General features: G+C 41.9%; 10 protein-coding genes. 7 read left to right on the top strand and 3 right to left on the bottom strand.

All coding sequences use genetic code 11. The features are described 5' to 3' along the window. Positions 1-127 precede the first annotated feature (127 nt). The 5 genes from BUC10_RS07800 (at position 128) to BUC10_RS07780 (ending at position 5580) form a co-directional block, all read left to right on the top strand. Positions 128-574 carry a DUF4199 domain-containing protein gene (locus BUC10_RS07800; RefSeq protein WP_073178079.1) on the top strand — a complete coding sequence of 149 codons (447 nt, stop codon included), beginning with the start codon at positions 128-130 and terminating at the stop codon, positions 572-574. A gap of 101 nt (positions 575-675) precedes the next feature. Beyond that, the gene (gene rplU, locus BUC10_RS07795; protein WP_073178077.1) at positions 676-1233 is read left to right on the top strand and encodes a 50S ribosomal protein L21; all 558 of its coding nucleotides are present in this window, start codon (positions 676-678) and stop codon (positions 1231-1233) included. A 22-nt stretch (positions 1234-1255) separates the two neighbouring features. Then, on the top strand, positions 1256-1516 hold the full coding sequence (rpmA, locus tag BUC10_RS07790) for a 50S ribosomal protein L27 (protein ID WP_073178074.1): 261 nt from the start codon (positions 1256-1258) through the stop codon (positions 1514-1516). A 180-nt stretch (positions 1517-1696) separates the two neighbouring features. Next, positions 1697-4507 (top strand): TonB-dependent receptor, encoded by a 2811-nt coding sequence (locus tag BUC10_RS07785; RefSeq protein WP_084732587.1) that lies wholly within the window; start codon positions 1697-1699, stop codon positions 4505-4507. A 50-nt stretch (positions 4508-4557) separates the two neighbouring features. Continuing rightward, complete coding sequence (locus BUC10_RS07780; protein WP_073178072.1) at positions 4558-5580, top strand: phytase; 1023 nt, start codon at positions 4558-4560, stop codon at positions 5578-5580. Between the two features lie 2 nt (positions 5581-5582). Here the strand turns inward: BUC10_RS07780 and BUC10_RS07775 are convergent, their stop codons facing one another. Genes BUC10_RS07775 through BUC10_RS07765 form a run of 3 tightly spaced genes read right to left on the bottom strand, consistent with a single transcriptional unit; the run spans position 5583 to position 9694 of the window. Next, positions 5583-6698, bottom strand: a complete 1116-nt coding sequence (locus BUC10_RS07775; protein ID WP_073178070.1) for a D-TA family PLP-dependent enzyme — start codon at positions 6696-6698, stop codon at positions 5583-5585. Between the two features lie 53 nt (positions 6699-6751). Next, a complete protein-coding gene (locus tag BUC10_RS07770; protein WP_084732586.1) occupies positions 6752-7300 on the bottom strand; it encodes a hypothetical protein in 549 nt (182 codons plus the stop codon). 12 nt (positions 7301-7312) lie between these two features. Next, positions 7313-9694 carry a TonB-dependent receptor gene (locus BUC10_RS07765; RefSeq protein ID WP_073178068.1) on the bottom strand — a complete coding sequence of 794 codons (2382 nt, stop codon included), beginning with the start codon at positions 9692-9694 and terminating at the stop codon, positions 7313-7315. Positions 9695-9897: 203 nt separating this feature from the next. Here BUC10_RS07765 and BUC10_RS07760 point away from each other — a divergent pair, with 203 nt between their 5' ends. Next, positions 9898-11019: a sensor histidine kinase gene (locus tag BUC10_RS07760; RefSeq protein ID WP_073178065.1), complete on the top strand. Its 1122-nt coding sequence runs from the start codon at positions 9898-9900 to the stop codon at positions 11017-11019. A 1-nt stretch (position 11020) separates the two neighbouring features. Beyond that, entirely contained in the window at positions 11021-11776 is a 756-nt protein-coding gene (locus tag BUC10_RS07755; RefSeq protein ID WP_073178063.1) for a LytR/AlgR family response regulator transcription factor, read from the top strand. Positions 11777-11779 lie beyond the last annotated feature (3 nt).

The raw sequence follows: 11779 nt of genomic DNA, 5'->3' as shown, positions 1-11779 counted from the left end.
GATGTTACAATAAATATAGGATAAAATTTACAAGATATCGCGAATCCAACAGAAGTCTTTTGCCTGAATTTGTAGCATAATTCGCCAACATTCAGTAAATTAAACATCAACCCAAAAATTTGGCAAAATGAAAAATCTAAGTCTTCCTATCCGATTTGGAATTGTGACCAGTGCCTGTCTCATGGCATATTTTCTGATTTTGTCCCTTATGGGAAAGCACACCAACGTATTTTATAGTCTTTTTAATGGGATAATTACCGGATTTGGCATCTATGAAACCATAAAATATACCAAATTGAGGTTGGGTAAGGAATTTAATTATGGCAAAGGGTTTATGGCTGGAATTACGACTGGGTTTGTGGCCACATTGCTTTTCACCATTTTCTTTGCCTTTTATTCCACGGAACTGAGCAGTTCCTTTCTTGTAGAGCTATCTGAAGTTTGGTCAAAAGATTACAACAACTTTGAAGGCATTGTGTTTTTTACCGTGGCCATTATGGGGTTTGCAACTACGTTGGTACTCACGCTATCTTTTATGCAGCTTTTTAAAACCTCCAACAACCCTAGAAAATAATCTTCAAAAGCCCTAATAATACTTGTGGATTAAGGATTTAGCAGTATATTTGCACCCGCTAATTTTAGTAAAGCACAAGAATTTAATTTAATCAACGCATTATGTACGCAATTGTAGAGATGGCAGGGCAGCAATTTAAAGTTGCAAAAGACCAGAAAGTGTACGTTCACCGTTTGCAGACAGAAGAAGGCAAAAAAGTCACTTTTGACAAGGTACTTCTTTTGGAAGATGGTGGTAACGTTACTATCGGCGCCCCAGTCATAGAAGGTGCGGCTGTAGAGGCCAAAGTTGTAAAACACCTTAAAGGAGATAAGGTAATCGTCTTTAAAAAGAAAAGACGTAAAGGTTACAGAGTAAAAAATGGTCATAGACAATCTTTGACTGAAATCGTGGTTGAAAGTATTGTCGCCAAGGGCGCCAAGAAGGCAGCTCCTGCCAAGGCAAAAGCTGATAAACCAGCTGCGGCACCTAAAAAGGAAACAGCTGCAAAAGCTGCTGCTCCCAAAAAAGCTGCTCCAAAGAAAGAGGCTCCAGCCAAGGCTACTGAGGATTTAAGCGGCAAAACTGTTGCTGAATTGAAAGAATTGGCAAAAGCCAAGGGTATTTCTGGAATTTCTTCCATGAAAAAGGCAGAATTGATTGAGGCGTTAAAGAAATAAGAAGAACTAAAATTTAAATATCATGGCACATAAGAAAGGTGTAGGTAGTTCAAAAAACGGTAGAGAATCGGAATCGAAACGTCTTGGCGTTAAGATATACGGAGGACAAGCTGCCGTTGCTGGTAACATTATTGTTAGACAACGCGGTACCAAACACAATCCTGGTGAAAATGTATACGCCAGTAAGGATCATACCTTGCATGCCCAAGTTGATGGTATTGTAAGATTTCAAAAGAAAGCCGGAGGGAAATCCTTTGTTTCCATTGAGCCGTTTGAGGCCTAAGGCACACAACTTTTTATAGCAAAACCCTCACTTTTTAGTGGGGGTTTTTTGTTAGTTCAGTGTTAGGCCAGTCTAAATTGCCCTGAAAATAGCGCTTAATATAATTTTATCTTAAAAATGAGCTAACCCCATTTCCCCGGCATAACAATTTCTTTGTGGTGAAATAACAACCACTTAGAAATGAAAAAGTATATCCAAGTTTTTATCCTCGTTTTTGCACCTATTTTTATGTTGGCGCAAACGGGAAACATTCAAGGTACCCTATCCGATGAAAATGGGATTTATGTCCCCGGTGCCAATGTTCTTATCTCCGATTTATCCAAAGGTGCCATTTCCGATTTTGATGGAAAATTTACCCTGGTCAATGTGCCCGAAGGCAGTCATAACCTGTCAATTTCTTACCTAGGTTATGCCTCTATTGAAGAGCAGGTAACTGTATCAGCGGGCCAAACTACCATCGTGAACCTCACCATGAATCCAACAAATGTTGAACTGCAAGAAGTGCAAGTCTCGGCGTATGGGCTCAGCGGTCAGGCTAAAGCCCTAAATACCCAAAAAACGAATTTGAACATTACCAATGTTGTGTCTACCGACCAGATAGGTAAATTTCCCGATGCCAATATAGGGGATGCAGTAAAACGAATCCCTGGAATAACCATGCAGGTGGACCAGGGCGAAGCCAGAAACATCATCGTGCGTGGACTAGCGCCGCAATTAAATTCTGTTACCCTCAATGGAAGCCGAATTCCATCGGCGGAAGGAGATAACAGAAACGTTCAAATGGATTTGATTCCATCCGACATGATTCAGACCATCGAGGTTAGCAAGGCCGTTACCCCTGATATGGATGGGGATGCTCTTGGTGGTGCAGTGAACTTGGTAACCCGCTCCTCTCCCCAAAGTTTTAGACTGTCTGCCACCTTAGGCTCAGGAGTGAGTTTAATCAATGATGAGCCTATTTACAACGGGAGCTTCTTATTGGGAGATCGGTCTAAAAATGGCAAGTTTGGTTGGATGGTAGCCGCTTCCTACAATAATGTGGATTTTGGTTCTGACAATGTGGAGGCCGAATGGGTAAACGAAGCAGAAAGCCCCTTGACAGAAGAGGATATTGAGGTAAACCCATTTGTGGAAGAATCGGATATACGCACCTATTTGGTACAACGTATTCGACGAAGCTTTTCGGCCAACATGGATTACGCTTTTGATGCAAACAACACAATCTTTATCAAAACCATGTACAATTGGAGGGATGACCGCGAAAATAGGTTCCGATTGAGATATAGGAGCATAGAGCCGGTTTTTGCCATAGGCACCGAAAATATTGTTGGATATGAAGGGGAAATTCGCCGGCAGACCAAGGGAGGTATTCCTGGGGGAAGAATTCAAAATACCCGTTTGGAAGACCAACGTATGCAAAACTATAGTTTGGGTGGGAATCATTTGTTTGGAAGCCTAAAAATGAATTGGATGGCATCTTACGCCAAAGCCTCGGAAGAACGGCCCAACGAACGTTATGCCGAGTATGAAATAGGAGATGCCATTGGAATCGATGCCGATTTGGGCAACCCTAGATACCCGTCTTTTAGCCCAGCTAATGCAACGGACGCCAGCTTGTCCAATTTTGAATTCCGCGAATTCACAGAAGAAAATCAATTTACAGAAGAAGAAGATTTCAATGCCTTTCTAAATTTCGAGCTTCCCGCAAATATTTTTGGTGCGGGAGAGGGAACCGTAAAGTTTGGGGGGAGATTAAAGTCCAAAAACAAGGTCAGGGACAATAACTTTTTTGAGTCCGAGCCGCTTACCGGATTTGAAACCTTGGCCGATGTTGAGGTACGTGATTACACCAAAAACGATTTCTTGGCCGGGGGTCAGTACGCAGCTGGTAATTTCCTTGACCCGGCATTTTTGGGTGATCTGGATTTCTCCAACAGCAATTTGTTTGATACAAGCGCCGTGGAAGATGAGTTTTTGGCCGGGAATTACGATGTTGATGAAAAAGTGTATGCAGGATACATCATGGCAAATCAAAAACTTTCGGAAAAGCTATCCGTTCTAACGGGTTTGCGGGTAGAACATACTGCCATAAACAGTTTGGGCAACGAGGTGATTTTTAATGACGATGGAGATTTTGAAAACTTCAACCAAGTAAGGGATGAGAGTTCCTACACCAATTTCTTACCAGGCATCCACTTCAAATATGATCCCGGTCGTAATACGGTTTTGCGCTTTGCTTGGACCAACACTATTGCGAGGCCCAATTATGTAGACTTGGTCCCCTTTAGAAACATTATAAATGAAGATGAGGAAGTGGAAACCGGTAATGCCGAGCTGGACCCCACGACCTCCATGAACTTTGATTTGGCGGCCGAGCACTATTTTGAATCGGTTGGAATCATCTCTGGAGGCATTTTTTATAAAGACATCAAGGATTTCATTTATGTGTCATTGTCAGAGGACACAGCAACCGGATTTGATTTGTTTCAACCCCTGAACGGGGATAGTGCTTCCATTTTTGGAGCGGAGGTTGCTTTCCAACGACAACTGGACTTTTTACCAGGCTTTGCGAAAAACTTTAGTATCTATCTAAACTATACCCTATTAACTTCCAATACAGATGGTATTAGGAATGGTGACGAGACCCGAGAAGATGTGGATCTGCCAGGGACCGCCCCAAATATGTTCAACGGATCGTTGGGGTACGCTGATAAAAAATTCAGTGTTCGTTTGTCCACCAACTTCTCGGATGCCTATATTGATGAATTAGGAGGGAACGATTTTGAGGACAGATATTATGACAAACAATTCTTTGTAGATCTGAATGCTTCCTTTACCATTAACAAGAATCTACGGTTGTATGCTGACCTTAATAATATCACCAATCAACCCTTGAGATACTATCAAGGCATTGAAAATAGAACCCAGCAGGTGGAGTTTTATGAAAAAAGGTTGACATTTGGATTGAAGTATGACCTGTTCAAAAAATAAGGATCTCGAAAACCACCTTCGGGTGGTTTTTGTGCTAAACCAGGAATGAAATGCGCATAAAATTTACCCCAATACTAGGCTTACTGCTTTTTTTAAGCTGTCATACCAGAAGCACTTTAACTCCTATTCCTCCGGATGTTGTTACGGAAACCACCATTAATGATACGGATGATCCGGCTATTTGGGTAAATCCCCTAGATGCTTCAAAAAGTATTGTATTTGGGACGGACAAGAAGACCAACGGGGGAGTTTATGCTTTCGATCTTGACGGTAAGATCATTGAAAGCAAGACCATCAGAAATATTCAACGGCCCAACAATGTGGATGTGGAATATGGGTTTAAACTGAATGACTCGGTCTTTGTAGATATTTTGGCCTTTACCGAGCGTGAAAAGCAACAGATACGGCTGTTCAGTGTCCCGGATATGCAACCTTTGGATGGTGGCGGGTTCCCGGTATTTGAAGACGCTTCCAGTATTGAAGAACGGTTACCTATGGGAATCAGTTTGTATAAATCACCTCTGGACTCAAGCATGTACGCCATTGTGGGCAGAAAAACTGGCCCTTTGGACGATTATTTATATCAATACAAGCTCACTTCTGATTCGGGTATTGTAAAAGCTGATTTGGTTCGGAAATTTGGAAAGTTTAGCGGACAAAAAGAAATTGAGGCCATTGCGGTGGATGATGAAAAAGGACACATCTATTATTCGGACGAGGGCGTTTGTATCCGAAAATACCATGCAGAACCTTCCAAAGGGAATGAAGAGTTAAGTTGTTTTGGGGGCAAGTATTTTTTGGTGGATATAGAGGGGATTGCAATTGCTAACTACCCAAATGGGAAGGGCCATATCATTGTTTCTAACCAACAACTGGGTGAGTTCAACATATTCTCGCGAGAGGACAATACGTTTGTCAAAGCAGTTAATCTAGGAACGCTCAAAACAGATGGTTGTGAAGTGGTAACCGTGCCTTTGGGCTCCAAATTCCCGAACGGATTGTTTGTTTCCATGAATGATGAAAGAAACTTCTTCTATCATGACCTGGGCAAATTTCTCGAACGTCCAGAATAAGTTTAAAAACGAAGCTTCCGTTTTCGGGCCGAAATTTCCCAAGAATCCACTTTTTTTCCATTGGAAATGACGGAGACCTCATCATGCAGATTGATGGTCGGGCAAATGTGATAGGGAACTCCGTACAGCACATCTCCAACTTGAAGTTTATCCCAGTTGGAAACCTTTACGACCCCATGCTCCTCACTTTGCGATAAGAGTTCATAATTATCGAGATTAAGAAACGTAACCCGTTTGTCAATGGGATTTTCCGCCGCTACGGACTTATGGCCCAAATCTAAGGTGACAATGCCCTCCGTTGGTTTGGAAATGACTCGGGTTACCAAAAGGGCTGCATAGTTGAAAGACTGTTCGGTCAATTTTTCACCATAGCCCCAATCCCAAAGTACACAGGTCCCTGGACTTGTAATCCGATCTTGGTTTAAAAGATGAGAGGTGAAGGAAGGCGTTCCCCCACAGATCATATCAATGGATGGAAGCTGCTTTTTCAGCGTATTGAAAAGTTGGGTCACCTCCTTAAAACCATCCTCTATTTTCTGTTTGCGCTGTTCAAAATTAGGGTCGCGCAGGTGACCATCATACACATGAAGCCCCAAAAATTCCAAGTTGGGGAGGGAAAGAATAAATTGCACAAGCTCTTCCAAGCTTTCCCCTACCTGAATTCCGGAGCGATTCATACCGTTATTGACATCGATATAAACACTGGCTATAACACCTTTGTCTTGGGCTAGCTGGTCGAGCAATTTTGCAGTCCGCTCCGTATCGACCAAGGTTGAAAACTGGATATTGGGAAATTCGCTGGTCAGCCTTAGGAAACGGTGCACTTTTGGTCCTACTAGTTGATGAGCTATAAGCACTGATTTAGCACCAACTTCCGCTGCTATTTCGGCCTCGGCAATGGTGGATGCCTTAAATTTTTTGATGCCCGCAGCCAAAAGTTGTTCCATTACCTTGGGCATTTTATTGGTTTTTACATGGGGCATCAGACGTTGAAGGTCACCACCTACCCTTTTTACCATTTCTTGAATATTGGATTTAAGATGTTCTCGGTATAAGGCTATAGAGGGGGAGTCAACAGTCTCAATATTGTTGATATGGTACCAGTTTTCCTGCATCATTTTTAATTTGAAAACAATGTAGCCAATTGTTATTCAAGAACAAGTTTTGGGAACTATTTTTTAAGAATATCCCTTATGATTTTTAAATGGTGCTCGGTATGGACTTTCAAAAATCTCTTGGTTTGACCCTTATTGATAAGCTTGAAATAAGGGTGCCTAAAATGGGCATTGGCGTCTAATTTTTCTAGCCTTTTTAGATTGTTTCTAGCCTCCTCAAGTTGAAGATAAAGACTATCCGTAACAATTTCCTTGGGAGGCCTTACTACTTTAGGCGATTGTGCCACCCCTCGGGGAATGACCCCGGAGGTAAGCACAAAAATTCTAGATAGGCTAAAGCTGGATTTATACTTCTCTGGCTTCGATTCCCCCAAGGCTTCACAGATTCTGTTTATCGTTTTCAGGGAGTGATCAAGATGCCAAGCCACGTCAACCTCAGATACTTTCTTGTTTCTTCGATCACGGTTGGGAATGTGACTCACAATCTCAGAAAATTGTTCGTCAAGAAAGTTCGTTCCGGATTCGGTATTTCTAATCAAAACTAAAACAGTTAGTAAGAGGCCTAAAGCTAGTAAAACCAATGCGATTTTTTTAAGAATGCCCATTGTTACCAGTGTTTAAAATTGAAATCTATAACCAAAATCTGGAAAAAAGCCTATTTGGTCTTCCCGATCAATGTTATTGGTCAATCTGTTGAACCTCCTAGAAAAAATATTACTTCGATTGGTCACATTTTGTAGGTCAACATAAAATTGGTGGGACCGTTTTTTTCCTTTACTGTTGATTTTGAGCCCCAGTTTTACATCCCACCTAAAATAATCATCGTATTGTTGGCTATAGGCCAAATCGTCAAACAGTACTTCATAACCTGCATTTCTAGAAGCTTCAAGGTCAATTGGGGTATAGTACCGACCCCCAGAATAGGTCAAACGCGTATCGGCAAATAGTTTGTTTCTCTTGGATTTGCCTATGGCAAATTCCTTTCCGGCCAAAAGGTTGATTACCTGTCCATTGTTAAAGGGAGAATTTCGTTCAATTCCGTCACTACCGGTGTATTTGCTCTGAAAGAAAGAGGAGGTGAGAAGGACATAATAGTCTTGACTGAAGAATTTTTCCAATGTCAGCTCGATACCCTGATTTGTGGCCGTACCCTGGTTCACCAAAGAAACAGCGTCATTGCTAAATCCAAAATCGGCACCTTCCGTTAGAGTAGAATAGCTTGAGGCAAACGGGTCAACGGGTACGTTAGTGATATCTTGGTAATAGGCTTCAAGCTTAGCGCGCCATTTATTCCCCAATTTCACATCATACCCAAAAACATAATGTGCACTTTTCACAAATTCCAAGTCCCGATTGGTTTGCACATCGATTCCTCCAACGGTTTCATTTAAAAATAGGATGGGTGCTGGAGTATTTTGCGAATGTTGCCCGTAACCTAAACTAAATCTATGATTGTCAGTAGCTTGAAAACTAAGTCCGGCCCTAGGTTCTGCAACGAATTGTTGGTTAAGATCACTGTACAGCCCATGGATTCCGGCGTTTAAGGTTAGTTTTTCAGTGAGCCTAAATTGACTTTGCACAAAAGGTTGAATCAAGGAGAGGCTTTCGTTGGTGTCGATCAAGGTAGTAAGATCAGAAAACCCATCTCCGTCAAAGTCTGGTTGTTCCTCGCGATCTTGATTGATGTAATCCAAGGTCAATCGCTCATATTGCACTCCGGTACGAAGTGTGATCCTATTGTTCAATTTCGTATTGAATAGAGACGAAAGGGTAAATCTGTTTTCTGTTTCATCGTCTTTTGTATACAGCAAAATAGTTTCTTGCGGCGTGTCCTTATCAAAGTAGCGATCTGCGGTGTATTCGCTGGACGAGGTCGAATAACCCAATACCGTCCGCAGAAATGACTTTTTCCCCAATGCAAGGGTATGTTTAAGTCCAACCACTCCAAAACCGGATTTAACAAATGCATCTTCGTCTTCCGCGGCAAAAAGATCATCCGCTTCAATGTCATCACCCAAAAACTCGATATTGGAGGTGCCTCCAATACCAAAGAGGGACAGACTACCTAGTTTCCCCTTTCCAAAATTCAAATGAAATGAAAAATCCCCGTAGTTGGGATTGGCCGAAGTGCCTGCCCCGGCTGAACCTATCAAACCTACAAGGGAATATCTAGCGGCAACCAAAAATGAACCCTTGTTGCCCAGAGGTCCTTCGCCAGTGGCTTCAATACCTGAAAAAGCTCCTATTTGAGCAGCAAATTCATAGTCGTCAATGTTTCCATTTCTTAGGCCAATATCAAAGACCCCTCCAATGGCATTTCCATACTCGGCCGGAAAGGCTGAGGTTATGAAATCAGAGTTTTTAAGCATATTCGGGTTCAAGGCCGATACTGGCCCTCCGGTGGTTCCAGCAGAGGAATAGTGGTTGGGATTGGGGACAGGAATGCCTTCAATGCGCCAGAGCAATCCAGTGGGGGAGTTTCCCCGAATAATAATGTCGTTTCTACTATCATCCGGTGCGGATACGCCTGCGAAATTCGCAGCAAGTCTACCAATGTCTCCCCGTCCTCCAGAAAAACGCCCAACTTCCTCTATCCCAAATTGTCGGGCGGAAACTGTGGCCATTTTGTTTTTGGGGCGGTCCAAATTGGAATTTGAGGTGATCACCACTTCATTAAGTGCATTAAAGCTTTCCTGAAGTGTGAGATTTAGCACTACATCCTTTCCCGTGGTCACATCAATGTTGGGAATGTATGAGCTTTCAAAACCAATATAGCTGATTCGTAGACTTTGCCTTCCAATAGGGACATTCTTTAAAAGAAACCGACCGTTTAAGTCGGTGATTACACCGGTGGCGATTTCCATATCCAAAAGTTCAACGGTGGCACCCTCCAATGGGTTTTCCGATTGTTTGTCCAAGACAATACCTTTGATGACGCCGGTTTGGGAAAAGCTAAGGGATGAGATGAATAGTGTAATAACCAAAATGGTATTTTTCATGATGGGATTGTTTTTTAGTTGCTCGAAAATCCCATAAAGATTTAGTACCAAACCAGAGGAATTGGATGAAATGTGTATTGAAATCCTGAGTTGTGATGTTGGGCCTTTAAATAGGTTTCATGAAGTCTAGAGCATGATTTTCGATTAAATCGGATATGGAACAGTTCAGGGGAATTATTAACGGTTGAAAGGTTCATATCCCAATGGAACCCCAGGCATCCGTATCTTTATGCCAAGATGATTTTGTATTGAAGAAGAAGGCGATTTATAAGGTGCTGTTCAGATTGCTGGTTATCAATCTGGTTTTTTTTCTCGTAAAGGCGACGATGGAGCGTGATGACGATGGAATTGAAGGGCTCTTTAATCCTACCAGCATTTTTTACTATGTCACTGCATTTTTCCTGTTTATGCTGACATGGGAAGCCAACGACTGGTTGTTAAAAAAGCAGCGGTCAAAGGGTGGACTCGATTTTAAAAGTAGTCTGGTGATCATTGGAAAAAATATGGCCTTGTTGGTCCCAATAACGGCTTTGGTCTATTATTTAGGACTGTTTGTTTTTAGGGAGCGGTGGGGAATCATTTGTGATGACACACCGGAAGTAGAATTTGTTACGGATTTTTTTAGAGCCACCTTGCTGGGTTTGACCGTTATTTTCTTCAATATGTTCCATTTTTCTATGAATCAGCGCGAAGAACTTACCAAGCAAATGGAGGACTTGAAAAGAGAAATGTTGGCCTCTAAATACAGCTCACTAAAGAATCAAATAAGTCCACATTTTTTGTTCAATAGTCTGAACACCTTAACTTCTTTAATGTATGAGGACCGGGATTTAGCCTCCGACTTTGTCACGCGACTGGCATCCAGTTATCGCTATATTTTGGACAATCGGGAACAGGATCTGGTAAGTTTACAAAAGGAAATGGGATTTTTGGATTCCTTTGTGTTTATGATGAATGTAAGGCATAAGAATGCGGTACGCATCAAAACGGGAATAGAATTGCAGCCAGCAAAGTATTTGATTCCCACACTTTCCCTTCAAATGTTGGTTGAAAATGCCCTCAAGCACAACTATTATAGTATAGAAAAACCTTTGGAGATTTCAATTTCGACCATCGGGACAGATGCGCTGTCGGTCAGGAATAATTTACGTAAACGGAAACTAAAGGAGCCCACAACGCAATTGGGGCTTAAAAACATAAAAAAACGCTATGCCTACTATACCAACAAACAGGTATTGGTAAGGGAGGAAGAAAATCTTTTCGAAGTAATTATTCCATTGCTGGGTAAGGATGTAAAGGATATGAATTTGATAGCCATTTCTTAAAATGAAAGCAGTAATTGTAGAAGACGAGGAATTTGCTTCCAAAAGATTGGCCCAACTAGTTGGAGAATTGGCACCGGACATTAAAATTGTTGCCAAAATAAACTCCGTTGAAAATGGAACCCAATGGTTCAGCACTAATGACCTACCTGACCTGGTTTTTCTGGATATCCAGCTTAATGATGGCTATGGATTTGATATCTTGGATGTGTTGGAGGACCATCCTCCGGTTATCTTTACTACTGCCTATAATGAGTTTGCCATACGGGGTTTTAAATACAACGGCGTGGATTACCTGTTGAAACCTATTGTAAAGACCGACCTAAAGGCTGCTTTGGAAAAATTCAAAAAGAATGTGACGAGAAATGGCAAGAGGGGCACAGAAAATTTGGAGCACTTAAAACAATTGTTCCACAAAGAGTACAAACACCGTTTTATGGTGAAGGTTGGCAATCAGTTTAGGTCTTTCAATGTGGAAGACATCGCTTTCTTTAAATCCCATGAGGGTATGATATGCCTTTTTACCCATGGCGGGCAATCCTACCCTATAGAGTACACCATTGATCAGTTGGAAAATATTTTGAACCCCATTCATTTCTTTCGTATCAACCGCAAGTTTATGGTCTCGGTAAAGGCCGTAGTGGAAATCCATAGTTACTTCAATAGCCGTCTACTGCTCAAGCTCCTTCCAAAAGAAGAAGAACAGGTCATCGTTTCGCGTGAGCGGACCACCAACTTTAAAAAGTGGTTGGACATGTAACAA

It is taken from the genome of Flagellimonas flava, from assembly GCF_900129665.1.
In the GTDB taxonomy this organism is placed as follows: domain Bacteria; phylum Bacteroidota; class Bacteroidia; order Flavobacteriales; family Flavobacteriaceae; genus Flagellimonas; species Flagellimonas flava.
Note: the sequence above shows the minus strand (reverse complement) of the source record. Positions and strands in the feature narration are given on the sequence as shown.

What these genes read in the sequence shown, in the direction of transcription:
- BUC10_RS07765 (WP_073178068.1), bottom strand. Translation starts at nt 9,694, where the DNA reads ATGAAAAATACCATTTTGGTTATTACACTATTCATCTCATCCCTTAGC.
- BUC10_RS07780 (WP_073178072.1), top strand. Translation starts at nt 4,558, where the DNA reads ATGCGCATAAAATTTACCCCAATACTAGGCTTACTGCTTTTTTTAAGC.
- BUC10_RS07770 (WP_084732586.1), bottom strand. Translation starts at nt 7,300, where the DNA reads ATGGGCATTCTTAAAAAAATCGCATTGGTTTTACTAGCTTTAGGCCTC.
- rpmA (WP_073178074.1), top strand. Translation starts at nt 1,256, where the DNA reads ATGGCACATAAGAAAGGTGTAGGTAGTTCAAAAAACGGTAGAGAATCG.
- rplU (WP_073178077.1), top strand. Translation starts at nt 676, where the DNA reads ATGTACGCAATTGTAGAGATGGCAGGGCAGCAATTTAAAGTTGCAAAA.
- BUC10_RS07755 (WP_073178063.1), top strand. Translation starts at nt 11,021, where the DNA reads ATGAAAGCAGTAATTGTAGAAGACGAGGAATTTGCTTCCAAAAGATTG.
- BUC10_RS07760 (WP_073178065.1), top strand. Translation starts at nt 9,898, where the DNA reads ATGGAACCCCAGGCATCCGTATCTTTATGCCAAGATGATTTTGTATTG.
- BUC10_RS07785 (WP_084732587.1), top strand. Translation starts at nt 1,697, where the DNA reads ATGAAAAAGTATATCCAAGTTTTTATCCTCGTTTTTGCACCTATTTTT.
- BUC10_RS07800 (WP_073178079.1), top strand. Translation starts at nt 128, where the DNA reads ATGAAAAATCTAAGTCTTCCTATCCGATTTGGAATTGTGACCAGTGCC.
- BUC10_RS07775 (WP_073178070.1), bottom strand. Translation starts at nt 6,698, where the DNA reads ATGATGCAGGAAAACTGGTACCATATCAACAATATTGAGACTGTTGAC.